The 24,556-nt window shown below is 61.5% G+C and carries 17 protein-coding genes and 1 tRNA gene; 4 read left to right on the forward strand and 14 right to left on the reverse strand.

What is annotated here, in order from left to right:
• Positions 1–1,950, forward strand: coding sequence for a Stk1 family PASTA domain-containing Ser/Thr kinase (gene pknB, locus ACQRAJ_RS07105; protein ID WP_154518435.1), 1,950 nt, complete (start codon positions 1–3; stop codon positions 1,948–1,950).
• Between the two features lie 298 nt (positions 1,951–2,248).
• Here pknB and ACQRAJ_RS07110 read toward each other — a convergent pair.
• The 7 genes from ACQRAJ_RS07110 to ACQRAJ_RS07140 all read right to left on the reverse strand — a co-directional run bounded on the left by ACQRAJ_RS07110 (position 2,249) and on the right by ACQRAJ_RS07140 (position 9,720).
• A tRNA-Arg gene (locus ACQRAJ_RS07110) sits at positions 2,249–2,324 on the reverse strand.
• 331 nt (positions 2,325–2,655) lie between these two features.
• The gene (locus tag ACQRAJ_RS07115) at positions 2,656–3,054 is read right to left on the reverse strand and encodes a DUF956 family protein (protein ID WP_427719318.1); all 399 of its coding nucleotides are present in this window, start codon (positions 3,052–3,054) and stop codon (positions 2,656–2,658) included.
• Positions 3,055–3,174: 120 nt separating this feature from the next.
• Positions 3,175–4,095 (reverse strand): PTS system mannose/fructose/sorbose family transporter subunit IID, encoded by a 921-nt coding sequence (locus ACQRAJ_RS07120; RefSeq protein ID WP_154518429.1) that lies wholly within the window; start codon positions 4,093–4,095, stop codon positions 3,175–3,177.
• A 16-nt stretch (positions 4,096–4,111) separates the two neighbouring features.
• The gene (locus tag ACQRAJ_RS07125) at positions 4,112–4,930 is read right to left on the reverse strand and encodes a PTS mannose/fructose/sorbose transporter subunit IIC (RefSeq protein WP_055285302.1); all 819 of its coding nucleotides are present in this window, start codon (positions 4,928–4,930) and stop codon (positions 4,112–4,114) included.
• Between the two features lie 18 nt (positions 4,931–4,948).
• Positions 4,949–5,938: a PTS sugar transporter subunit IIB gene (locus ACQRAJ_RS07130; protein WP_154518426.1), complete on the reverse strand. Its 990-nt coding sequence runs from the start codon at positions 5,936–5,938 to the stop codon at positions 4,949–4,951.
• Positions 5,939–6,316: 378 nt separating this feature from the next.
• On the reverse strand, positions 6,317–6,745 hold the full coding sequence (locus ACQRAJ_RS07135; RefSeq protein ID WP_427719316.1) for a hydrogenase maturation nickel metallochaperone HypA: 429 nt from the start codon (positions 6,743–6,745) through the stop codon (positions 6,317–6,319).
• A gap of 197 nt (positions 6,746–6,942) precedes the next feature.
• Positions 6,943–9,720: an FAD-dependent oxidoreductase gene (locus ACQRAJ_RS07140; protein WP_427748175.1), complete on the reverse strand. Its 2,778-nt coding sequence runs from the start codon at positions 9,718–9,720 to the stop codon at positions 6,943–6,945.
• A gap of 189 nt (positions 9,721–9,909) precedes the next feature.
• On the opposite strand from ACQRAJ_RS07140, the gene ACQRAJ_RS07145 reads away from it, so the two are divergent.
• From ACQRAJ_RS07145 to ACQRAJ_RS07155, 3 genes are all read left to right on the forward strand, one after another.
• Positions 9,910–10,572: a TetR/AcrR family transcriptional regulator gene (locus tag ACQRAJ_RS07145; RefSeq protein ID WP_427748176.1), complete on the forward strand. Its 663-nt coding sequence runs from the start codon at positions 9,910–9,912 to the stop codon at positions 10,570–10,572.
• 62 nt (positions 10,573–10,634) lie between these two features.
• The gene (locus ACQRAJ_RS07150; RefSeq protein WP_154518417.1) at positions 10,635–11,642 is read left to right on the forward strand and encodes a DUF5692 family protein; all 1,008 of its coding nucleotides are present in this window, start codon (positions 10,635–10,637) and stop codon (positions 11,640–11,642) included.
• Positions 11,643–11,874: 232 nt separating this feature from the next.
• Entirely contained in the window at positions 11,875–13,362 is a 1,488-nt protein-coding gene (locus ACQRAJ_RS07155; protein WP_427748178.1) for a hypothetical protein, read from the forward strand.
• Positions 13,363–13,493: 131 nt separating this feature from the next.
• Here the strand turns inward: ACQRAJ_RS07155 and ACQRAJ_RS07160 are convergent, their stop codons facing one another.
• The 7 genes from ACQRAJ_RS07160 to dnaK form a co-directional block, all read right to left on the reverse strand.
• Positions 13,494–13,688 (reverse strand): hypothetical protein, encoded by a 195-nt coding sequence (locus ACQRAJ_RS07160; protein ID WP_427727355.1) that lies wholly within the window; start codon positions 13,686–13,688, stop codon positions 13,494–13,496.
• A gap of 133 nt (positions 13,689–13,821) precedes the next feature.
• Positions 13,822–16,449, reverse strand: coding sequence for an ATP-dependent chaperone ClpB (gene clpB / locus ACQRAJ_RS07165; protein ID WP_154518122.1), 2,628 nt, complete (start codon positions 16,447–16,449; stop codon positions 13,822–13,824).
• 622 nt (positions 16,450–17,071) lie between these two features.
• A complete protein-coding gene (locus ACQRAJ_RS07170; RefSeq protein ID WP_427727351.1) occupies positions 17,072–19,372 on the reverse strand; it encodes a hydratase in 2,301 nt (766 codons plus the stop codon).
• A 535-nt stretch (positions 19,373–19,907) separates the two neighbouring features.
• On the reverse strand, positions 19,908–20,324 hold the full coding sequence (locus tag ACQRAJ_RS07175) for a heat shock protein transcriptional repressor HspR (protein WP_427719306.1): 417 nt from the start codon (positions 20,322–20,324) through the stop codon (positions 19,908–19,910).
• Positions 20,325–20,396: 72 nt separating this feature from the next.
• Positions 20,397–21,362 (reverse strand): DnaJ C-terminal domain-containing protein, encoded by a 966-nt coding sequence (locus ACQRAJ_RS07180; protein ID WP_427748180.1) that lies wholly within the window; start codon positions 21,360–21,362, stop codon positions 20,397–20,399.
• Between the two features lie 107 nt (positions 21,363–21,469).
• Positions 21,470–22,312, reverse strand: a complete 843-nt coding sequence (locus ACQRAJ_RS07185) for a nucleotide exchange factor GrpE (RefSeq protein ID WP_427727348.1) — start codon at positions 22,310–22,312, stop codon at positions 21,470–21,472.
• A gap of 2 nt (positions 22,313–22,314) precedes the next feature.
• Positions 22,315–24,207 (reverse strand): molecular chaperone DnaK, encoded by a 1,893-nt coding sequence (gene dnaK / locus ACQRAJ_RS07190; protein ID WP_154518137.1) that lies wholly within the window; start codon positions 24,205–24,207, stop codon positions 22,315–22,317.
• Positions 24,208–24,556 lie beyond the last annotated feature (349 nt).

The raw sequence follows: 24,556 nt of genomic DNA on the forward strand, positions 1-24,556 counted from the left end.
ATGGAACAGAGGGTCCTCGGGGGAAGATACCTCCTCAAGGATAAGGTAGGGACAGGCGGCATGGCGACCGTCTACCGTGCACAGGACCAGGTCCTCGACCGCACGGTAGCTATCAAAATCATGCTGCCGCAATATGCCGGCGACGCCACCTTTGCCGCACGCTTTAAGCAGGAGGCCCAGGCAGCCGCCGGCCTCTCCTCCCCCTATATCGTCGGCGTCTACGATTGGGGCAAGGACGGCGACACCTATTACATCGTCATGGAATACCTGCGCGGCACCGACCTTAAGAGCGGCATCAAGAGCCACGGCGCCCTTGACCCCAAAAAGGTCGCTCAGATCGGCTCGCAGATCAGCTCCGCACTTTCGGTCGCCCACAAGCACGAGATCATCCACCGCGATATTAAGCCGCAGAACATCATGGTGCTGCCCGACGGCAACATCAAGGTCATGGACTTTGGCATCGCGCGCGCCAAGAACAGCCACCTTACGCAGGACAACAACGTTTTGGGCACCGCCCACTACGTAAGTCCCGAGCAGACCCGCGGGCAGGATCTAGGCCCCACCTCGGACATTTACTCGCTGGGCGTCGTGATGTACGAGTGCGCCACCGGCCGCGTGCCTTTCGACGGCGACGATGCCATCTCGGTCGCACTCAAGCAGGTCAACGAGCTGCCCGTGCCGCCGAGCCAGATCAACTCCGGTGTCGATGCCGATCTTGAGCGCATTATCCTCAAGTGCATGGAAAAAGATCCGGCTAACCGTTTCCAGACGGCCGACGAGCTGCGTCAGGTGCTCAACAGCTACCTGTCTGGTCGCGCCGTCAACGTGCCGGAGCCTACGCGCGTTATCGGCGCCGTTGGCGACCTGGGTGCCACCAAGACCCGAGAGCTATCCGACCAGACGCGCGCCATGGTACGCCCCGTCTCGGGCGTGAGCGGACAAAATAACGCTCGCAGCTCCGTCTCGGGTTCAACCGGCTCTTACGCCACCGAGCAGCCCAAATCCAACAAGAACAAGATCATCGCCGCCGTAGTTGCTGCGGTAGCCGTAATCGGCGTCATCGTGGCCTTTGCCACCGGACTCTTTGGCGGCGAGCAGGTCCCGGTTCCCGATGTGTTGGGTAAGGACCAGCAGACCGCCGTCGAACTGATTAAGGATGCCGGCCTTGACGTCGGAACCATTGACCAGAGCTACAACGACGACGTCGACGAGGGAAAGGTTGTCGAGCAGACTCCTAACGGTCACACCAAGAAGCCCAAGGGCACCAAGGTGAATCTGGTAATCTCCAAGGGTCCCAAGCCCTCCGAGAAGGTTGATGTCCCGCAGCTCGTTGGTCTGACCAAGGACCAGGCAGAGGCGGCGCTGGCAAGCGTCGGCCTTAAGGGCAATGCCACCGAGGAAGCCAACGAGGCCGAAAAGGGCGAAGTCTTTGAACAGGGCACCGATGCGGGCAAGGAAGTCGAGAAGGGCACGACCATTTCGTACAAAGTCTCGAGTGGACCCGACACCACCTCCGTTCCCGATCTGACCGACATGACCGAGGCTCAGGCACGCAACGCCCTCGATATGGCCGGCTTCGGCGTCGATGTGACCTACCAGGAGAACGATTCCGTCACCGAGGGCACCGTCATTAGCTGGAACCCCAGCGGTAAGCAAAAGCCCGGCGCCACGATTACCGTCGTCATCGCCAAGAAGTCCGGCAAGGCAAACGTTCCGGGCAACCTGTACGGCAAGAGCATCTCCTCCGCCGTCACCGCGCTCAACAACGCCGGATTCTACAACATCGCATTCTGCGATCAGAACGGCAACCCCGTGAGTGGTAACGAAAACGCCACCGTGACGGGCGTCTCCCCCACTGGCAAACAGTCCACCGACAGCACGATCACGCTGACGGTTTCGATTTCTGGCTCTGGCACCGATTCAGGCGACGATTCCGGCACGACCAACTAGTCATCGAGACATTGCCCACAGCGGCTGATGCCGCAAACATATTCGCTCACAGGCGCCCGCTTGCTCCCCCAGCAAGCGGGCGCTTTCTTTATCCGAAGCAGCGAAAACTACGGCATGCCTTTAAACCAGAAGAGCCCGGTACCGCAGCGGTACCGGGCTCGATATTGCTCTGGTGCCCCCGGGCGGATTCGAAAACTCCCCCCGCGGGAAAATCGGTGACGCGGGTGTCGACGGCCCGAATCCGGCCCTTAGACCAGAAGAGCCCGGCACCGTGGTGGTACCGGGCTCGATATTGCTCTGGTGCCCCCGGGCGGATTCGAACCGTCGACACCCGCTTTAGGAGAGCGGTGCTCTATCCCCTGAGCTACGGAGGCATGTTGTACTAGTGTAGCAGATTTGCGCCACTGCCATGCAGCGCATAGCCACTCTTCGAAGTTACGGTAGAGCAGCCCTCCGGAAAGCGTGTCCCACTATCCAGACGAATTCTGGGACGGGCTTTCCGGATGGGGCCTCTCTAGGAAACTACGACCCGAAATTTGAGCTCGAAACGGGATATGGTTTCCCAAATGAGCCTGTTCCGGAAACTGCATCCCAGAATAGGCGCTCAAACTGGGATGATATTTCCCCAGCGAATCCCGCGAAGAGCTACAGGTAGTCATTGGGGACGTTCTTAAATGACTAGTCGTATAAGAACGTCGCAGACGACTAGTTGCCTTTGTGAAAAAGGCCTTTGATAACGGAGGGGATGCTCTTGGCGCCCTTGGCCGTCACATCGATAAAGTCGGGCGAACGCACGAGCTTATCCTCGTCGACGTACTTGCGAACTGCACGAAGCGTCTCTTTGTCGTCGCGCGTCGAAAACGTAAAGTGGCCGTTATCCTTGGTAAAGATAGCAAAACGCGTGATCTTCTTAGTGCCGCGCAAAACCTCGGCGGCAATATAGTCGACCTCGTCCCACGGAATTTGAATAAAATCCTCGGGATTGCGCTCGTTGTAATACTCGAACGCCTTATTGCCCACCATCACGTTACCGTGGCTGGTAAGGCCCATCAGGCAGGTTGCCGGTGTTGCCAGATCGACCGTGCTGTTCTGAGATTGCGCCATGCGCGCCTCGCCCTCCAAATAAAACAATCGGACCGCATCCAGTGTACCCACCGGGTGCGGTCCGTTTCAATGGCTCAAAAGCCCTTGCCTAGCAACTCTCGGTCTTAAGCCGAAGCGTGCTTACATGAAGCCGCAAACGCGACCGATGATACCGACGGCGAAGAGAGCCAGGATGATGACGATCGGGCTGACCTTCTTCTTGAGCAGCTTGCAGACGAACAGCGTCAGGCACACGGCAGCAAGGCCGGGGATGAGCTGATCGAGGTTAGCCTGAAGCGTGGTGACCTTCACCTGATCAAGGGCGGTAGCACCGACGGAGTTGTACATCGTCAGCGCTTCCTTGATGCCCTCGGCACCGGAAGGCAGGTTAGCCCAGTCAATGAAGGCGCCGGCAGACTGCGTGACCTTGGAGACGACCGGGGTGAAGGAGATGGACACCCAACGCTCGACCAGGGCGCCGATGATGAACATACCCAGGATGGAAGCACCCTCGGTGACCTTGCCCATCAGACCGCCGGAGAGGTCCTTGGCGATGGAGGAGCCGACCTTATAGCCAAACTCCTGCGTGTACCACAGGAAGGCGTAACGGATGATGTTCCACGCGAAGAAGAACAGCAGCGGACCGGCGATGCTGCCGGACAGGGCCAGGGAAGCGCCCAGAGCGCCCAGGATCGGGCGAAGGGTGAACCAGAAGGCGGGGTCGCCGACGCCGGCGAGCGGGCCCATCATACCGACCTTGACGCCCTGAATGGCGACGTCATCGATCGGCGCACCGTTGGCGCGCTCCTCCTCGAGAGCGAGGGTAACGCCAATGACGGGGGCGGAAACATAGGGATGGGTGTTATAGAACTCCAGGTGGCGCTTAAGCGCGGAAATCTGGTCGTCCTTGCTGGTGTAGAGCTTCTTGATCGCAGGGATCATTGCGAAGCACCAGCCGCCATTCTGCATACGCTCGTAGTTCCACGAGCCCTGAAGGAACTGATGACGGAAGCAAACCTTCTTGCGGTCAGCCTTGGTGAGCTGAATCTTGTTCTCTGCCATATGTATCACTCCCCTCCTACTCGTAATCGTTCAGAATGTCGCCGAGCGGGTCACCGGAGCCACCGCCCATGCCGCCACCCTGCTTGGCCAGATCCTTGAGGCCAAGGTAGATGAGGGCAAGGGAGATGCCGATGAGGCCAAGAGCGATCAGCGTGAGCTGAGGGATGGCAGCAAGGACAAAGCCGAGGATGAAGAACGGCCAGGTCTCCTTGGTGGCCATCATGTTGATGACCATGGCGTAACCGACGGAGGCGACCATGCCGCCGCCGACAGCCATGCCGCCGGACAGCCAGTCGGGCATAGCGTTAAGCGCGTTGGTAACCGCCTCGGCCGGGATGATGCACAGAAGTACTGCCGGGATGGCGATACGAAGGCCCTGCATGAGGATGGCGGCGTACTGCCAGCGCTCGATGCCGGAGAAGTCGCCCTTCTCGGCGCAACCGTCCATGGCGTGAGCGATAGCGGTAGCCAGGGTACGGCAGATCATGGTCAGGAACAGACCAGCGACCGACAGCGGGACTGCGACGGCGATGGCGGCGGTAACGGCCTTGGCCGAATCGGTAGCGCCACCGTTGAGGGCGAGCACCATGATGATCGAAGAAGCGACCGAGGCCAGAGCGGCGTCAGGTGCGACGGCGGCGCCGACGTTAGCCCAGCCAAGGGCCATCATCTGGAGCGAACCGCCCAGGAGGATGCCCTCCTGAAGGTGACCGGTTACGAGACCGATAAGCGTGCATGCCACGAGCGGCTGATGGAACTGGAACTCATCCAGAATGCCTTCCATACCGGCAAGCAACGCGACAATCGCAACAAGCAGAATAGTGATTGCAGACATGTATCGGACCCTCCTTTACTATGCTTGAGCGGCCAGTTCGGCCTTAGCTTTCTTCAACATGGCGTCGAGATCCTCGGAGGAATCCGAAGGAACCTTGCGGACCTCGAACTTGACGCCCTTGGCCTTGAGGGCCTCGAGAGTCTTGACGTCGTCATCGCCCATAGCGACGGCGTTGGTGACGACGACCTTGCCCTTGGAGTGAGCCATGGAACCGATGTTGACTTCCTTGATGTCGACGCCGGCCTCGATAGCCTTGAGCAGATCCTGCGGGTTCTCAAAGAGCAGCATGGCCTTGGTGTCACCAAAGCGCGTGTCCTTGACAACCTCGGCCATCTTCTTGATGGGCACGACGTTGGCATGGACTCCCGGAGGGGCAGCCTGCTCGATCATGGTCTTGCGGAGCTCGTCGTGAGCAACGCCGTCGGAAACCACGATGATGCGGTTGGGGTTGATCTGCTTGGTCCACGTGGTGGCCACCTGACCATGCAGCAGACGGGTGTCGATACGGACGTGGGCGATCTTGATGTGCCCATCGCCGATGACCGTTCCCGGAGGGATGGCGCCTGCAGGAGCAGCGGCGGCCGTGGCCGGCTTCTTCTCCTCGGGCTCCAGAGACTCGGGCTTGACGCGCACGCCAGCCTTAGCCTCAGTCACGAGATGTTTTGCGATCGCATGTGCAGTGTTCTTTGCGTCAAAGCGCTGCGAATATGCCTCGATGAGCATAGGCAGGTTGACACCGGTGACGATAGCCCAGGAATCGTGGCCCTCGATGAGACCGCTGATCTGGTTGAACGGCGTGCCGCCCCACAGATCAACGAGGAAGAGCACCTGCTCCTGGTCCTCGAAGGAAGCGATTGCTTCCTCGACCTTGGCACGGAAGTCGTCGGGGCCCATGCTCGGCTCGAGCGAGACCACGGCCACAGACGGCTGATCGCCAAAGACCATCGAGCCCGTCTGCTTGATTCCGGCTGCCAAGTCCCCGTGGCTAGCAAGAACAATACTTACCATCACATAACCTCCTCTTTGTCTACGTATTTCCTACACGACATGAAAGGAGTATACCTGTTCGTCCTGTAAAATTATAGAGAAAAATGCGAATGATTGGATAATTTGTTTAAACGTCTAGGTTTGTTACAAGTTGATTACGTTACTGCTTTTTGACGGATTACACGCCAAGGCGTCACTTATCAAGCCATTCATTTTACAGATACAAGCAGGCTGGTCATTAATATCGATTTTAGGCAAGCGCGAATGCGCTTGTACTGCAGTTATTTTGTTTAAACAGACATAACTTGACTATTAGCGTGACTTATGCACTAACGTAAGTAGTCATTGGGGACGTTCTTAAACGACTAGTCAAACAAGAACGTCCCCAACGACTAGGGGCTAGACGATGTGGAGGGGGTTGGCAGCGTCGACGGCATCGGGGGCGTCGGAGAGGCCGTCGGGAGCAGCATCTGGCGGGTCCTCGTCGGGGGTCTCAATCTGCTTGATCATGACCTCCTGGCCCTGCAGCAGGTATGTCTCGCCGCTACCGCAATGGGGGCAGATCTTGCCATGCTCGACCGTCGCATAGTCGCGGCCGCACGCCTCGCAATGCGTCACGGCCTCGACAGGCTCCACGATAAGCTCCGCGCCCTCGGTGATAGGCTTTTTATCTGCCGCCCAGCGCCAAGCGTCGAGCAGCAAGTCGGGAACGACGCCCGAGACCTCGCCCAGCAGCAGCGTGACGCTCGAAACGCGACTCACGCCATTGGCGCGCGCCACGTTCTCGACATCGCGAATAATGTGATAGACGATTCCCAATTCATGCAAGGTAGAAACCTTTCAGCAACGGTTGATGCGATGTCAGCCAAACGTCAGCGAGCGGCGATCCAGGTGCCCCAGGTTGCCCCGAAACAAGGCGTCCGCTGGGCTTTTGCCCGCGGCGCCGCAGTTGAGGGGCAAGATGGGGTATCTGGGCGCCGCGCAGCGTCGGCAGTGCCGCCGTTCGTTAGAACGGCGGAACCTCATTACTTCTTCCCGAATTTGATCTTAATGGCACGCTTGAGCGCGTACTTGCCCAAGCTGGGGAGCTTTTGCTCGTATTTGACCATCGTGGAGCACTCGGGGCGGTCGCGATCCAGGTGGATGGCATCGAACGCGCACTTGGTAGTGCACAGACCGCAGCCGATGCACTTGTTGGGGTCGACGATCGAGGCACCGCAACCCAGGCAGCGAGCGGTCTCGGCGCGTACCTGCTCCTCGGTAAAGGTCTCGACGTACTCGCTAAACGGCGCGGCCTTCTCGCGCTCGCGGTCGACATGTGCCACCTCGCGGCTCGCGTTGTCATAGCTCTCGATCACGACATCGTCGCGGTCGAGCGCGATGTAGCGGCGCTGGTTGCGGCCGATGGTGAGCGTGGAGCCCGGTTGCACAAAGCGGTGGATGGACACGGCGGCCTCGTGACCGGCAGCGATGGCGTTGATGGCAAAGCTCGGACCGGTGTAGACGTCGCCGCCCACAAAGATGTCGGGCTCGGCGGTCTGGTAGGTCTGAGGATCGGCAAGGGCACCCTGGCCACGGCCAAGCTCCACCTTGGAGCCAGCCAGCAGGTCGCCCCACACGATGGACTGACCGATCGACATGACCACGCGGTCGGCGTCGACACGACGCAGGTCGTTCTCGTCGTACTCGGGCGCAAAACGGCCCTCGTCGTCAAAGACACGCGTGCAGCGCTTGAAGGTGATACCGCACACACGACCGGCCTCGTCCAGATGGACCTCCTTGGGGCCCCAGCCGCAGCTGATGTGGGCGCCGTCCTCAACGGCCTCGCGACGCTCCTCCTCGCTGGCGGGCATCTGGGCCTCGCTCTCCAGGCAGAATATCTCAACGTGCTCGGAACCCAGACGGCAGGCGTTGCGCGCGACGTCGATAGCCACGTTGCCGCCGCCCACCACGATGGTGCGGCCGGACAGCGCGTCGATCTTGCCACTGTTGACCTTGCGCAAAAAGTCGACGGCCACGGTCACGTCCTCGGCATCCTCGCCCGGAATACCGGCGAGGCGGCCGCCCTGGCAGCCAATGGCAACATAAAAGGCCTTAAAGCCCTGCTCGCGCAGCTCGTCGAGCGTCACATCGCGACCGACCTCCACGCCATAGCGGAACTCGGCGCCCATCAGGCGAATGACCTCGACCTCGGCCTCGATAACATCCTTCTGCAGCTTAAAGCTGGGAATGCCATAGGTGAGCATGCCGCCCGGGCGCTCGTTCTTCTCGAACACGACGGGCTTGTAGCCCTTCTCGGCCAGGTAGAAAGCGCAGGACAGGCCGGCCGGACCGGCACCGATGATGGCGATCTTCTGGTCGAAGCCGCCGGCGCGCGTCGGGGTCACCACAGGTGGGACATAGCGGGTCGCGGCATCCAGATCGCGCTGGGCGATAAACTTCTTGACCTCGTCGATGGCCACGGCCTCGTCCACGCGACCGCGGGTGCAGGCATCCTCGCAGCGGCGATTGCACACACGGCCACAGATAGCGGGCAGCGGGTTCTCGCGCTTGATGAGCGCTAGCGCCTCGTCATAGCGGCCCTGCGCCGCGAGCTTCAGATAGCCCTGAACGGCAATGTGCGCGGGGCAGGCCGTCTTGCAGGGCGCGGTGCCGGAATCGTGTGTCTCGATGCGGTTGTCGTTGCGGTAGTTGGGCGACCACTTGGTGTGGTCCCACTTGGTGGCATCGGGCAGCTCCTGGCGCGGATACTCGGGCACCTGTCCGCCGGCCTTTTTGCTGCAGAGCTTCTGGCCGAGCTTGACGGCACCAGCCGGGCACACCTCAACGCAGCGACCGCAGGCTACGCACTTGTCCTTCTCGACCTTGGCGACATAGGCCGAGCGCGACAGGTTGGGCGTGTTGAACAGCTGCGAGGTGCGCAGGGCGTAGCACACGTTGACGTTGCAGTTGCAGATGGCGAAGATCTTGTTCTCGCCGTCGATATTGGTGATCTGGTGCACAAAGCCGTTGTCCTCGGCCTGGCGCAAGATGTCATAGACCTCCTCACGCGTCACATAATGGCCGCGGTCGGTCTCAACCACATAGTCGGCCATATCGCCCACGGCAATGCACCAGTCGGCGGGGTCGTCGGCGCAGCCCTCGCCCATCACACGACGGCTCGCGCGGCAGCTGCAGGTGCTGGCGGCATATTTGCCATCGTATTTGTCGAGCCAATGCTCGATATGCTCGATCGGCACCGAGGTGCTCGAAGCATCGATAGCCTTCTCGACCGGAATGACGTGCATGCCAATGCCAGCGCCTCCGGGCGGCACCATCGGCGTGGCTTTGGACAGCGGCCCCTTGGACGCCTGCTCAAAGAACTTGGCATAGACCGGATGCTCCTCGAGCTGGCCCACGCGCATGTTGAGGAACTCGGCGGAACCCGGCACCAGCATGGGCAGTACCCACTGCTTGGCGCGCTCGGGATTTTCCCAGTTGTACTCGAGCAGACCCGTGTAGCTCATGTCGTCGAGCATCTTCTCGATCTGGGCCTCGGGCATGCCGGTGAGCTTGACCATCTCGGGCAGTGTATAGGGACGGCGCATCTTCATCTTGCAGAGCACTTCGGCCTGCTCGTCGGTTGCGGCCTCGGCAAACGACCAGTACTCGTAGCCCAGCAGCTCGTCGCGATGCAGCAGACGGTTGGTGCAATGCTCGCACAGCTTGACAATGGCCTCGCGCGGATGCTCCGGCAGCGGCGGCACGAACTCCGAACCGATGTCGGGCTCGGTGTAGCTAATTCCCGGTCCGTTGAGAATCATGGTTGTCCCTTCTCTTGCCGCAGCCCGACGAGGCCGCAGCGCCCCTCTTTTTTGCAGGCCGGGCATGCCCCCATGCCGTTCACCCGCCATTGTTGACATTATGTCAAAAATAGTATTGACGAACCGTCAACAATATTCAAGACTATTAGGCGAACGGTCGGGCCCAAACGGATGAAAGGCGGCAAGCGCATGAGCGATAACGCAGCGAGCACCCCTGTGGCCGACGCCGTCCCCACGCCCGACAGCGCGGCAAAGCGCCTGACAGGTGACGAGCGCCGTCGCGAGATTCTCGCCGCCGTGCGCGCCGTGAGCTCCGAGCTGGGCGTGTCCCATCTATCCGTCTCGGCCGTGACCAAGCGAGCCGGCTGCACGCGCTCGCTGTTCTACCACTACTTCGTCGACATGGACGCCGCCGTCACCGCCGTCATGGACGAGGCAATCGACGGTTTTATCTCCGAGCTCGAGCAGTGGAATGCCAGCCGCATCGTCGGTGATATCGAGGGCGCACTCGACACCGTCGCCCCGCTCTTTAAGCGCCTGGTTGTGAGCGGCCACGAGCTGCCGAGCACGCTCATCTCGAGCAGCGGCGCGCTCTACGGCGGCTTTCTGCACAACGTGGTCCAGCGCGTGGCGCAATACATCTGCGACACCACCGTGGTGGACTTTGTCGCCCATCATGACCTGCGCATCGACCATGTCTACGAGACGTTTTACACCCTCATCATGGGGCTGTTGATGTACATCCGCACGCACCCCGATGTGCCCGACGAGACGGTTAAGGAGATTATCGCCTCGACACTCCACATCGAGGGCTACACCGCCAAGTATTCCGAGCGCAAGCCCAGGAACTGATGACATTTGGCCAAACTGCCCGCGACGGAAGAGGGGCCGCGGGCGTATGAAAGGAGAGCAGCATGCTGTTCGATGTTTGGGGTAGCGATACCCTTATCCACTGGGCCGGCTGGGCGATGGTCTTTATCGGCTTGATCGTACTCAACGAGGTCGGCCGCCGTACCAAGCTCGGCGCGGCCATCATCTTTGGCGTGGCTCCGCTGGCCATGACTATCTACTGCATCGCCATCGCCGTCGGCGTTTCGCAGGGTGCCGAGTGGGCGCTCACCAACCCCACCCATGTATACCAGAACAGCTGGTTCCATTACGCCAAGGTATACGCGGCGCTGGCCGGCTGCTGGGGCTTCATTGCCATTAAGTACCAGTGGGGCAAGATCGGCAAGGCGCATTGGTTCCGCGCATGGCCGTTTGTGATCGTCGCCATCAACATCTTGATCGCCGTCGTGTCCGACTTTGAGAGCGCCTATCACTTCTTTGTCCTGGGCGAGTCCACCTGGGTCACCTCCGAAGGTGCTACGCAGCTGGCCGGCTGGAACAACGTGTTCAACGGCATCGCGGGCATCATCAACATCTTCTGCATGACCGGTTGGTGGAGCGTCTACGCCTCCGAGGACAAGACCGACATGCTGTGGCCCGACATGACCTGGGTCTACATCATCGCCTACGATATCTGGAACTTCTGCTACACCTACAACTGCCTGCCCACCCACTCCTGGTTCTGCGGCTTTGCGCTGCTGCTGGCGCCCACCGTCGCCGCCTTTATCTGGAACAAGGGCGGCTGGATCCAGAACCGCGCCTTTACGCTGGCCATTTGGTGCATGTTTGCCCAGGTGTTCCCCTACTTCCAGGAGGAGTCCATCTTTGTGACGCACTCCACGCTCGACCCCGGCGCCGCCACCGCGGTCTCGATCGTCGCGCTGGTCGCCAACATCGCCGCGATCATCTACGTCGCCTACCGTGCCAAGAAGCTCGGCCGCAACCCCTACAAGCAGGATGTCTTTGAGGGCACCAGCGATTGGGAGAAGGCCACTGCCCGTCGCGCCAAGGTTGATTACGCGCACGCCGAGTAACGCGCCTGACGCAAACATCGCTTGAGCACGAAGCGGCATAGCCGGCTCCGCGCAACTCAACGCACTGCAGAGCCCCCGAAACGTGATTCGTTCGCGTTCCGGGGGCCTTTTGCTGCCGCGAGGATGCGGCTGAACGATACGCTCGGGTTAAATCGGATCTTATATTTCGCATGCGCTTTATATGGCTCCATTTTTGGGTACAGTGTTGAGCCGATATTGCATTGGGGGATATATGAGCGATGAGACACGTGGCCGCGAGGATGCGGCCCAGGATGCGGAAGCATGTGCCGAGGCCCTGGAGAGCCTTGACCGGATTGCGCTAGACGAGCTCTCGTTGAGCGATTTGGCCGTCGACGCGCAGGACGAGGTGCGCGAAGGCACTGAGGACGAAGGCAGCGACGCCAAAGACGCTTCTGACGAGGCCGAAGCCGAAGAGGACGATAGCAAGGACGACGTCCAGTCGGAATCCGCCTCGGGAGAAGAGACCGCCCTGCTTGGCAGCTTGCCTGCCGATGACTCGCTCACCCGCGAGCTTCCTGGCCTGGGTTCTGCGCCGGCCGTCGACGAGACCATCGCCATGGGCGATATTCCCCTGCCGTCCGTTCCCTCGGCACGCGAAGCCGAGGCTCGCCATCACAAGATGTCGCCCAAGCGACGCAATTTGATGGTTGCCGGCGTCGTTGCCGCCGCGCTCGTTGCCGGCGGCGCGGGCTATGCCGCTTGGAACGGATACCAACAAGAACAGGCCGCCGTCGCTGCCGTCAACGCCCACACCATGATGTCGGTGCAGATTGGCGTACATGCCGCAGGGCTCGACTGTTCCACCGGCTCCAAGATTCCCGTGCAGGTGAGCGGGCAAGACTCTGACGGCTCCTCCGTGAGCGAGACGCTCTATGTTGATGAGCACGGTCGCGGTATTAAGCTGCTGCCTGGCGACTATACGCTCTCCATCGCTGGGTCCCCCATCGCAGCTGACGGTACCATTTACACCGTGCCGACCACCAAGGCGCAGGTTAGCGTAAAGAGCGACGGGCAGGACCTGAGCGCTCAGGCATCCTTTAAGCTTAAGGTACCTTCGGCAGACACGGTGACCGACGACCAGATCGATGCCGCGGCCAAGTACGCCGAGGAGGGCGGCGCGAGCTCTGCCGCGGTCGCAAAGGTGCTCCAGCAGGCGGCAACCGCGCGCCGTGACGCCGCCGTCAATGCCATGAGTTCCCGCGAGGCGCAGGCGGCCCGCGACGCCGATGCTCGGCATAAGGCAACGAACCTGTATCAGCTCGATATTCCCGTTGAGTGGTACGGCAAAGTCGCGACTTGGCAAAACGGCAATACGCTGTGCATCTATCTTGCCAGCGACAGCAATACGCCGATCGCGACGCTTGTCGCAGTGCGCGACGGCGAGAGCTTTACGCCCGATAAGGGTGATACGGTTTTAGGTGCGGCAAGCCTTGGCAACGGCTACACGGTCTACGCCAGCGGCCCCGTCTATCCGTATGTGGTGCCCCAGACCATCAACGGGCGCACGCAAGACCCCGTGTCGACCTACCCCATGGACACGGCCATCGATCTTGTCGAGCTTACAACCGGCAACCGCTATACCTATAGCCAGATCAAGAACGTACTGGTCGGCAAAGACGGCAAGGCCGACGCTGCCACCAAACTCGAGACCGACTACCTCGCTCAGATTCTGATGCCAAGCATCAAGGCCCAAGACTAGCCGGCCGCAGCGAGGGTAGCTAATTTGGGACGGGGCTTTTTAGCTGCCCCGACCGTTAATCGACTAAACCGGCACATTACCAGCCGGGGCAGCTAAAAAAGCCCCGTCCCAAATTAGCTACCCTGCAGGAGTTAGCGCCACGGATCGGCTTCGAACATCGGCTCGCGCTCGGGGCGGCGATCGCTGTAGGGATCGTAGCCGTCGTCGTCCTCGTTCTCGGCACGGATGTAGGGGTCGCGCGGCTTGGGTGCCGGCTTGGGCGAAGGCTTGGGTGCGGCGGGCGCTGGCTCAGGCGCCGGTGCGTTCGTCTCGTTCTCGTCTTTCATCTGCATAGCTCCTTGCCATGTACTCATGTTCAACACTATCGATTGTCGCACGAAAAAGGGCGGCGGACCCAATTGGATCCTCCGCCCTTGGCGTTTGGCTCAAAAGGTAGATTTTAAGGCATGGCCCAACAATCTACTCGGCGTCGGGCACCTCGTAGGTGGCAGACGGCGTGTTGTCGCACACGACGGTAAAGGCACCGTCCTTGTCGACGTCAACCGTCACCTGATCGCCCTCACGCACCGTACCGTCGATGATAGCGGCGGCGATGGCGTCCACAACCTCGCGCTGCACCAGACGCTTGAGCGGACGGGCGCCAAAGACCGGGTCCAGACCGCCCACGGCGAGCATCTGCTTGGCCGCCGGGGTGATGGCAAGCGTCATGCGCTCCTTGGCCAGACGTGCGCGGACGTCGGCGAGCTGAATATCGACGATCTTTTCGATCTGCGCCATGCCGAGCGGATGGAACACCACGATATCGTCGATACGGTTGAGGAACTCGGGACGGAAAGTCTGAGCCATGGCCGCGTCAACCTGATGGCGCATCTCCTCCTCGTCCTTGCCCGAAAGATCGGCGATAGCCTTGGAGCCCACGTTGGACGTCATGATGATGATCGTGTTCTTGAAGGACACCTGACGACCCTGACCATCGGTCAGACGACCGTCGTCGAGCACCTGCAGCAGCACGTTGAAGACATCCGGGTGAGCCTTCTCCATCTCGTCGAGCAAGATCACGGAGTACGGGCGACGGCGCACGGCCTCGGTGAGCTGTCCACCCTCGTCGTAGCCCACGTATCCCGGGGGCGCACCGATCAGACGCTGAACGCTGAACTTCTCCATGTACTCGGACATGTCGATACGCACGAGTGCGCGCTCGTCATCGAACAGGCACTCGGCCAGCGCCTTGGCGAGTTCGGTCTTGCCCACACCGGTGGGGCCCAGGAAGAAGAAGCTGCCGATGGGCTTGTCCGGATCGGAGAGGCCCGCACGGCTACGGCGCACGGCCGCGGCGACGGCGGAGACGGCCTCATCCTGGCCGATGACGCGCTTATGCAGCTCGCCTTCCAAGCCCTTCAGCTTGTCGAGCTCACCCTGCATCATCTTGGAGACGGGCACACCGGTCCAGGCGCTCACGACCTCGGCGATCTCATCGGAGGTCACCTGCTCGTTGAGGCCTTCACCGTCCTGCTGCTTTTGTGCCTCGAGCGCGGCCTCGGAATCCTGAATCTGCTGCTGCAGACCCGGAATCACGGAGTAACGCAGCTCGGACGCACGGCCCAAGTCTCCGTTGCGCGTCGCACGCTCCTCTTCGCTCTTGGCCTCATCGAGCTGGCCCTTGAGCTCCTGCACATGGTCGATGGCGTTCTTTTGGTTGAGCCAACCGGCCTTTTGCACGTTGAGCTTTTCCTGGACCTCGGCGATTTCCTGGCGCAGGGTCTCCAGACGCTCCTTGGAGGCGTCGTCGGTCTCCTTCATGAGCGCCTGTTCCTCGATCTGCAGCTGGGTGAGCTGACGCGTGGTGGCGTCGATCTCGACCGGCATGCTGTCGAGCTCCATGCGCAGGCGGCTTGCGGCCTCATCGACCAGGTCGATGGCCTTGTCGGGCAGGAAGCGGTCGGCGATGTAACGATCGGAGAGGTCGGCGGCGGCCACGAGCGCGCTATCGGTAATGTGCACGCCGTGGAAGATCTCGTACTTCTCCTTGAGGCCACGCAGAATCGAGATGGTGTCCTCGACGGTAGGCTCGGAGACCATCACAGTCTGGAAACGACGGGCGAGCGCCGCGTCCTTCTCGATGTACTTGCGGTATTCGTCGAGCGTGGTCGCGCCGATCGCGTGCAGGTCGCCGCGGGCGAGCGCAGGCTTGAGGATGTTGCCGGCGTCCATGGAGCCCTCGGTGGCACCCGCGCCCACAATGGTGTGGAGCTCATCGATGAACAGGATGACCTTGCCTTCGGACTTTTGCACTTCCTTGAGCACGGCCTTCAAGCGGTCCTCGAACTCGCCGCGGTACTTGGCACCGGCGACCAGCGCGCTCATGTCGAGCTCGATGAGGTCGCGGTCGCGCAGCGTGCTCGGCACGTCGCCGGCCACGATACGCTGGGCGATGCCCTCGACGATGGCCGTTTTACCGACACCCGGCTCACCGATGAGCACAGGGTTGTTCTTGGTGCGACGGGACAGGACCTGGATAGTACGACGGATCTCGTCGGTACGGCCGATAACCGGATCGAGCTTGCCGGCACGGGCCAGGTCGCAGATGTTGCGGCCGTACTGCTCCAGTGCCTCAAACTGGGTCTTGTCCTCGGCGGACGTCACGCGGTCATCGCCACGCAGCTCCTCGTAGACCTGCTCGATACGTTCCTTGGTAACGCCGGCGTCGCGCAGCACGCGGCCCGCCTCACCTTTGTCCTCGGCAAGCGCCATCAGCAGATGCTCGGTCACTACAAAGCTGTCGCCCATCTTGGTGGCCTTTTTCTCGGCCTTCTCGATGACGCGGACGAGCTCGTTGGACAGGCCCATCTGCTGGCCCTCGCCCGAAACCTTGGGTGCGCGGTCGATGGCATCTTGCGTGGAGTGTGCAAGCTGGGCTGGGTCGGCGCCGATGCGCTCGATAATCACGGAGATATTGCGCTCGCCGGCACCGAGCAGGGCGGACAGCAGGTGAATCGGCTCCACCGCGCCGGCCTGTGCGTCGGCAGCCGTGCTCATGGCGGTCTGCAGCGCCTCGCGCGACGTCATTGCTAGCTTATCGATTCTCATGGAATCACCTCTCTTGGGGCGGCCGCCCTACGGGGCGGCTTCACGTTGTCCGAGAAGTATTGTTGCCAGCTTTGTACGATCTTATACACAAATCTAAGTCTCTATATATAAGATTTTCTGAGTGATTGATGGATAGGGAGCAGGCACGCTCACCCGCTGCGGTCTCGTCCCCTTACTATCTCAATCTGTAACATCTAGCGGCTGTTTATGGCTCCAGATGTTACAAATCAAGATGAAATGACCAGCGGCAACCGTTTGTCTCAATCTGTAACATCTACTCGGCAAATAGAGCTCTATCTGTTACAAATCGAGACGAACAGAAGACACCCGAATCGAAAATCTAAATCTGTAACACCAGGCCCACTTTTAGCGGCCAAGATGTTACAGGTCGAGACAAACGGGACCATCACAAAGGTGCCTGCCCCCTTTGTGGCGGTTCTCGACAAAAAGAAACCGCCCCAATAAAAAGAGGCGGCATCAAGCAAGTCTATTTATTAGCGTCCCTCAAGACCCAACGAGAACGCAGAAATGTAGCCCGGGGCTTATCCTTTCCCGAACGCGACCCTCGCGAAGCGCGTGAGCGGGCGGGAAAGGATAAGCCCCGGGCGGACAATTAAGTGCGTTACTCGACAGCGGCCTTGAACTTGTTGTAGTTGATCAGGCAGCCGGCCTTGACGATGGCACGCTCCTCAGCCGTCATATCGGCAATGTAGAGCTCAATCTGCTCGACCGCACCATCGGCGCGCACCACGTAGGCGGCGATGTCCTTTAGGTCGCCGTCGAGCGCAGCGCGGATACCCGGCACAAAGACGTAGTCGCCCACCTCAAAGTTGGGCTCGGCCTCCATCTGGAAGGGCACCATGCCCCAGTTCATCACGTTGGAGCGATAGCGCTTGGTGGCGTACTCGTGGACGATGTTGGCCAGACCGCCAATCACGCGCTGGCAGCTCGCGGCCTGCTCGCGGGCAGAACCGTCACCGGGCTTCTTGGCATAGAGCATGGAGCCGTACTCGGTCGCCTTGGCATCTGCCGCGACGCCGGCGCCGGCCAGCGCCTCAAACACACCGGCAAGCTCGGCATCGAGTGCCGCCAGGTCGCCCGCCGCCTCGCCGGCAACGCGGCGCTTCTCCACGGCGTCGACCTCCTTGGAACGACCCACGTAGGCCGGATCGCGGCGGCTGAGCGTAAACTCTGCCAGGCCCAGAGGGTTGGAGCGGAAGGAGCTCGTCTCGCCCGAGGGAATGAGCTCGTCGGTCGTGGTGACCGGGTCCATGATCTTGGAGCACACCTTGAGCAGGATATCGTCGCCGAGAGGTTCCATCGCGGGCCACGGCTTGATGTTGGGGCCTTCGACCAGCTCGTCGGCAGGCTCTGCCTTGCCAAAGCCCCAGTACACGCGCTTTTTATACGGCGCGTCGTCAAAGGTGTACTCGCAGGCCTCGTCCCAAGTCTCCTCGGGCAGGTCGGTCGCCGGCGTCAGGACGCCTCCGTTGGCGGCCGTCGCCGCAATGGAGCGAGCGTCCATTAGGGCCACGGCGCTCAGCTGACCATTGCCCGGCTTGGAACCCTCGCGGTTGGGGAAGTTGCGCGTGGTGTGGCGGATGGACAGGCCGTTGTTGGCAGGCGTGTCGCCGGCGCCAAAGCACGGACCGCAGAACGCCGTGCGCACGATCGCGCCGGCCTCCATAAGGTCGTAGATATAGCCACGGCGCGTAAGTTCGAGCGCCACGGGCTGGCTCGTGGGATAGACCGACAGCGAGAACTCGCCGCAGCCGGTGTTGGCGCCCTTGAGCACGCGGGCAGCCTGGACCACGGAGTCGTAGTTGCCGCCCGAGCAGCCGGCGATAACGCCCTGTTGCACGTGAAGCTTGCCGTCGACGATCTTGTCGAGCAGGCTAAAGTGCGTCTTGCCCTCGCCGATCTTGGCGGCCTCGAGCTCCACCTCATGCAGGATGTCCTCGAGGTTCTCGTTGAGCTCCTCGATCTCAAAGCCGTTGGAAGGATGGAATGGCAGCGCGATCATGGGCTTGATGCTCGACAGATCGACCTCGACGCAACCGTCGTAGTAGGCGACATCGGCGGGCTTGAGCTCGCGGTAGTCGTCGCCGCGACCGTGCATGGCCAAAAACGCGTGCGTGTCCTCGTCGGTGGCCCAGATGCTCGACAGGCAGGTGGTCTCGGTGGTCATGACGTCGACGCCGTTGCGGTAATCGGTCGTCATGCTCGCGATGCCGGGGCCCACAAACTCCATGACCTTGTTCTTGACATAGCCCTTGGCAAAAACGGCACGGATGATGGCGAGCGCCACGTCGTGCGGGCCGACGCCGGGACGCGGGGCGCCCGTGAGGTAGATAGCGACGACGCCGGGATAGGCAACGTCGTAGGTGTCGCGCAGCAACTGCTTTGCCAGCTCGCCGCCGCCCTCGCCCACGGCCATGGTGCCCAGGGCGCCATAGCGGGTGTGCGAGTCGGAGCCCAGGATCATCTTGCCGCAACCGGCGAAGTTCTCGCGCATAAAGGAGTGGATGACGGCGATGTGCGGCGGAACGAAGATGCCGCCGTACTTTTTGGCCGCGGAAAGGCCAAAGACGTGGTCGTCCTCGTTGATGGTGCCGCCCACGGCGCACAGCGAGTTATGGCAGTTAGTGAGCACGTAGGGCAGCGGGAACTGCTCCATGCCCGAGGCGCGCGCCGTCTGGATGATGCCGACAAAGGTGATGTCGTGGCTCGCCATGGCATCGAAGCGAATCTTGAGCGCCTCGGGGTCGCCGGACGTATTGTGTGCCTGGAGGATCGAATACGCGATGGTGCCGCGCTTGGCATCCTCGGGCGTCTGCGTAATACCGCGCTCGGCAGCCTCGGCCGCAGGCACAACCTCGCTGCCGCCGCGCAGGTAGATGCCGTCCTCGTACAGCTTGACCATACTGTCTCCCACTCTGCCCAAAAAATTTGGGCGCATAGCATGCATTCGTTCAATATCGTGCCATAGAACGGTTGCGAATGGGTTACGAATCTGCACGTTCACTTTATCTCGGTAAAGTACAGGACGAGCCCGATGTGGGTCAGCAGATTTGGTGCAAGAGCGTCCCTTTCGACTAGTCATTTAAGAACGTCCCCAATGACTACCCATAACAACGCCGATGTTTTGGCAACGACAGCGAGCGGGCCCCAATGACTACCAACGACTACTGCATCCGGAGCAAGGCAACGCCGCAGGTAGAGGACGGACAGCGAGCAGGCCGTATTTCCAAAGTGAGGAACGTCCCCAAGTGCCGCATCCGGACCATGGCAACGCCGCAGGTAGAGGACGGACAGCGAGCGACGTCCAGAGCGAACAAGTTGGCATGAAAAAGGCAAGGCATAGACCTTCTGGTCATGCCTTGCCTTTTGAATGACAAATTGTCGCTCTGGGCGGCGCGCAGCGTCGACCGGTCCGCCGTTCGTTAGAACGGCGGAACCTAGAGATCCCCGCCGGCTCCCAGTAGCTTGCGCATGACCTGTTCGGGATTAACCGAGCCATCGCGCGGGGCCAGGGAGGTGATCTTCTTCTGCATCTTGTACTCGTGGAGCTCGTCCTCGAGCTGGCGCATGCGGGCGCGGAGCTTTTCGTTCTCGCGCTCGCGCTCCTCGGCACGCTCCTTCATATCGAGGATGCGCACCACGCCGGCAAGGTTGATGCCCTCGTCGGTCAGCTGGTTGATGAGCTCCAGGCGCTCGATATCGGCACGCGAATACAGGCGCGTGTTGCCGCCCGAGCGCTGGGGGTTCACCAGACCCTTGGACTCGTAGACGCGCAGAGTCTGCGGATGCATGCCGGTCAGCTCGGCCGCCACGCTGATCATGTACAGCGGTTTGTTCCTATTGTCCTCGGCCATGCTACCTGACCCCTTTCCGTCTCGTTATCGTCCATCATAAGCCCGCGGGCGTGGGCGTGCACCGCTGCCGCCCTAGAACGTCGCCTTGTAACGGTTAACCTTCTCGCGGTAGTCGCGCGTGTCGGCCTCGCGCAGCTTGGTAATGGCATCGCGCTCGTCATCGGATAGGTTCGTGGGAACCTGTACCTTGATCTCGACGAGCAGCGCACCCGTACGGCCACGGTGCTTAACGTCGGGCGCCCCCATCTCCTTAAAGCGGAACTTCTTGCCCGTCTGGGTACCCGCAGGCACTTTCAAACGGACCGTCGCACCGCCGGGCGTGGGCACGTCCACCGTGCAGCCGAGCGCCGCCTCGTAGACCGAGACCGGTACCTCCATGGTCACGTCGGCGCCTTTGCGCTTAAACAGCGGGTGCTCCTCCACATGCGTGGTCACGACCAGGTCGCCGCGCTCGCCACCGGCGACGCCATACTCGCCGCGACGCTTGTAGCGTAGCTTGCCGCCGTCGACCGCGCCCGCGGGCACCGAGACCGTAATGGTCTGCTGCTCGCCTGTCGAGGGAATGCGATAGGTGACCTTGTGCGTCACGCCGCGAAACGCGTCCTCGGCCGTCACATCGACGGTCAGCGACAGGTCGCCGCCCTTGCGAGCGCGGCTGCGACCCGCGCCGGCACCGGCAGCGCCCGCAGCCCCGGCAAAGCCCGAACCCCAATCGCTGCCCCAGGCGCCGTTGCCGCTAAAGATGCTGTCGAAGATGTCGCCCCAGCCGCTGGCACCCGCGCCGGCACCGTAGCCGCCACCATACGCGCCGCCTGCGCCCGGCATGCCGCCAAACATGAGCATCTGGTCGTACTCTTTGCGCTTCTTCTCGTCCGAAAGCGTCTCGTAGGCCTCGCTGATCTCCTTGAACTTGGCCTCGTCGCCGCCAGCGTCGGGGTGATATTTTTGCGCGAGCTTGCGAAACGCGCTCTTGATCTCTTTGTCGGAGGCGCTCTTGGATACGCCCAGGATGTCATAGAAGGTTTTGCCTGCAGCCATCGTAGCTCCTCTCCTGTTTTATCCGTCGCCCAGCGGGCGGCGGCTCATGCTTTCATATGGCACTAGGCCAGAAAGGGCCCCGGGTGTTGCCCCGGGGCCCTTCTCAATTACTCCTCGGTGCTCTCGGCCGTATCGGCCGCAGCATCCTCGGGCGCCGCTTCGGGCTCCGGTGCGGGGCGCTTTTCGCCACCGTAGGTCACCGTCACCATCGCGGAACGCAGGATGCGGTCCGCCATGCGGTAGCCCTTCTGGTACACGTCGTTGACGGTCTCGTCGTACTGCGACGAGTCCTCGACGCGACCCACAGCCTGGTGCTCGAGCGGATCGAACGCCTCGCCCTTGGGGTCGATGGGCTCAACGCCCTCGTGCGCAAACACATCGAGTAGCTTGGCATGCACCGCGTCGACGCCGTCGACGAACTGCTTAAAGTCGTCGGCAAGCTCTTGGCTGCGGGCATGGTCGATCGCGCGCTCGATATCGTCGACCACCGGCAGCAGCGCAGTGACGAGCTTCTCGGTCGCGCGCTCACGCTCGGCGATACGCTCGCTGGCGGTGCGGCGACGGAAGTTCTCCCAGTCGGCCTGCAGACGGGCGGTGCGCTCGGTGGCGTCCTTCGCCTTGTCCTCGGCAGCCTTCTGAGCCTCTGCCGCAGCATCGAGCTCATTGCGCACATCGGCAAGCTCCTTCTGGGCCTGCTCGAACTTGAGCTTAAAGTCGTTGTCGGCGGCTTCCTCACCGGCGCGGATAGCGGCTTCCACCATCTCGTCCTCGGTCATCGTCGCCTCCTTGTTGGAATCCTCTACCTGGTTCTCGACAGCCTCGGCGGCCTCGGCCTCGTTGGCCTCGGTATCGTCGACGGCCTCTACGGGAATCTTCACGTCCTTCTCCTCAGAGTCAACGGGGGCGGCTCCAACGGCAGCCGCCTCCGTGCGAGCTTTACGGGCGGACATGATTACTTGTCCTCGTCGTCCACAACCTCGTAGTCGGCGTCGACGACGTCATCGTCGGCAGGCTGGGCGCCGGCGGCACCGTCGGTCTGCTGCTGAGCGTCGGCGTAGACAACCTGAGCCAGCTCGTAGGCCACGGACTGCAGGGACTCGCCAGCGGCCTTGATGGCCTCGACGTCAGAGCCCTCGAGCGCCTTCTTGGCATCGGCGATAGCGGCCTCGGCCTTGGACTTCACGTCGGCGGAAACCTTGTCGCCCAGCTCGTTGAGGGTCTGCTCGGTGGAGTAGCACAGGCTGTCGGTCTGGTTGCGGACCTCGACCTCTTCCTTCTGCTTCTTGTCCTCCTCGGCATGAGCCTCGGCGTCCTTGACCATACGATCGACTTCTTCGTCGGACAGAGCGGTGGAGCCGGAAATGGTGATCTGCTGCTCCTTGCCGGTGCCCTTGTCCTTAGCGGAGACCTTGACGATGCCGTTGGCGTCGATGTCGAAGGTGACCTCGATCTGCGGCACGCCGCGGCGGGCAGCCGGGATACCGGTCAGCTGGAACTTACCGAGCGACTTGTTGTCGCGGGCAAGCTCGCGCTCGCCCTGGAGCACGTTGATCTCGACGCTGGTCTGGTTGTCGGCAGCGGTGGAGTAGACCTCGGTCTTGGAGGTCGGAATCGTGGTGTTGCGGTCGATCATCTTGGTCATGATGCCGCCCATGGTCTCGACGCCCAGCGACAGCGGGGTAACGTCGAGCAGCAGGATGCCCTCGACGTCGCCGGTGAGCACGCCGCCCTGGACGGCAGCGCCGTCGGCAACGACCTCGTCGGGGTTCACGGACATGTTGGGCTGCTTGCCGGTCATGGTCTTGACGAGCTCCTGGACGGCGGGCATACGGGTGGAGCCGCCGACGAGGATGACCTCGGTCAGATCGGAGAGCTTAAGGTTAGCGTCGCGCAGGGCGTTGGTGACAGGCTGCTTGCAGCGCTCGAGCAGGTCGCGGGTGATCTTCTCGAACTCGGCGCGGGTCAGCGTGTAGTTGAGGTGCAGCGGGCCGGACTGGTTCATGGTGATGAACGGCAGGTTGATAGTGGACTGCTGGGCGGCGGAGAGCTCCTTCTTGGCGTTCTCGGCGGCCTCCTTCAGACGCTGCAGGGCCATGGGGTCCTGACGCAAGTCGACACCGTTCTCCTGCTGGAACTTATCGGCCATCCAGTCGATGACGCGCTGATCCCAGTCGTCGCCGCCCAGGTGGTTGTCGCCCGAGGTGGACAGAACCTCAAACACGCCGTCGGCGAGGTCGAGGATGGAGACGTCGAAGGTACCGCCGCCCAGGTCGAAGACCAGGATGCGCTGGTCGGAGCCCTGCTTGTCCAAGCCATAGGCCAAAGCGGCAGCGGTCGGCTCGTTGACGATACGCTTAACGTTGAGGCCGGCGATCTTACCGGCGTCCTTGGTGGCCTGACGCTGGGCGTCGTTGAAGTAGGCCGGGACGGTGATGACGGCGTCGGTGACGGTCTCGCCCAGATACTTCTCGGCGTCGGCCTTCATCTTTGCGAGCGTCATGGCGCTCACCTGCTCGGCGGTGTATTCCTTGCCCTCGATGTCGACGACGGCACGGCCACCCTGGCCCTCCTTGACCTCATACGGCACGGTCTTGAGCTCGGAGGTGCACTCGGAGTACTTGCGGCCCATGAAGCGCTTGATGGAGAACACGGTGTTCTTGGGGTTGGTGACCGCCTGGTTCTTAGCGGCCTTGCCCACGACGCGGTCGCCGTCGGCACGGAAGCCCACGACAGACGGGGTGGTGCGGTCGCCCTCGGCGTTCACGATGATGGTCGGAGAACCGCCCTCGAGAACGGCCATTGCGGAGTTAGTAGTACCAAGGTCGATACCAAGAATCTTGCCCATTAGAAATTCCCTCTCTCTTGTGCGTTTGCACCGACTCGGCGGTCTGCCAAGCGGTCTTTCGGTTTGTCTTTCAGGATGTAGTGTATCCCCTTATGGACCGGAATATACAAAATCTAAGTCAATTCATATAAGATTTCTTATCACTTAGAGTTTAGGTTCTCGAATGCGCAGGTAGATGTGCTGATTGAGTTCTCGGCAAATCTATCGAAATCTATGTAGAGATGGCTGAGGTTTGGGCCGGGGGTGCCTGGGGCTGCTTTACGGAAAGCTCGTCCCGGTTTGAGCGTGGATTCCGGGTCGTAGTTTCCGTCTGAAGGCTCAACCGGAAACCATATCCCGTTTTGAGAGC

Origin of the sequence: Collinsella sp. SGI.184, from assembly GCF_050313415.1 — a bacterium.
Classification (GTDB): Bacteria; Actinomycetota; Coriobacteriia; order Coriobacteriales; family Coriobacteriaceae; genus Collinsella.

Coding starts and splice junctions, on each gene's coding strand:
- ACQRAJ_RS07125 (WP_055285302.1), bottom strand. CDS start 4,930: ATGTCTGCAATCACTATTCTGCTTGTTGCGATTGTCGCGTTGCTTGCC.
- ACQRAJ_RS07170 (WP_427727351.1), bottom strand. CDS start 19,372: ATGGTCAAGCTGTACGAGGACGGCATCTACCTGCGCGGCGGCAGCGAG.
- ACQRAJ_RS07180 (WP_427748180.1), bottom strand. CDS start 21,362: ATGGCTGCAGGCAAAACCTTCTATGACATCCTGGGCGTATCCAAGAGC.
- ACQRAJ_RS07120 (WP_154518429.1), bottom strand. CDS start 4,095: ATGGCAGAGAACAAGATTCAGCTCACCAAGGCTGACCGCAAGAAGGTT.
- ACQRAJ_RS07175 (WP_427719306.1), bottom strand. CDS start 20,324: ATGGCCGAGGACAATAGGAACAAACCGCTGTACATGATCAGCGTGGCG.
- ACQRAJ_RS07145 (WP_427748176.1), top strand. CDS start 9,910: ATGAGCGATAACGCAGCGAGCACCCCTGTGGCCGACGCCGTCCCCACG.
- ACQRAJ_RS07160 (WP_427727355.1), bottom strand. CDS start 13,688: ATGAAAGACGAGAACGAGACGAACGCACCGGCGCCTGAGCCAGCGCCC.
- ACQRAJ_RS07155 (WP_427748178.1), top strand. CDS start 11,875: ATGAGCGATGAGACACGTGGCCGCGAGGATGCGGCCCAGGATGCGGAA.
- clpB (WP_154518122.1), bottom strand. CDS start 16,449: ATGAGAATCGATAAGCTAGCAATGACGTCGCGCGAGGCGCTGCAGACC.
- ACQRAJ_RS07150 (WP_154518417.1), top strand. CDS start 10,635: ATGCTGTTCGATGTTTGGGGTAGCGATACCCTTATCCACTGGGCCGGC.
- dnaK (WP_154518137.1), bottom strand. CDS start 24,207: ATGGGCAAGATTCTTGGTATCGACCTTGGTACTACTAACTCCGCAATG.
- ACQRAJ_RS07185 (WP_427727348.1), bottom strand. CDS start 22,312: ATGTCCGCCCGTAAAGCTCGCACGGAGGCGGCTGCCGTTGGAGCCGCC.
- ACQRAJ_RS07140 (WP_427748175.1), bottom strand. CDS start 9,720: ATGATTCTCAACGGACCGGGAATTAGCTACACCGAGCCCGACATCGGT.
- ACQRAJ_RS07115 (WP_427719318.1), bottom strand. CDS start 3,054: ATGGCGCAATCTCAGAACAGCACGGTCGATCTGGCAACACCGGCAACC.
- pknB (WP_154518435.1), top strand. CDS start 1: ATGGAACAGAGGGTCCTCGGGGGAAGATACCTCCTCAAGGATAAGGTA.
- ACQRAJ_RS07130 (WP_154518426.1), bottom strand. CDS start 5,938: ATGGTAAGTATTGTTCTTGCTAGCCACGGGGACTTGGCAGCCGGAATC.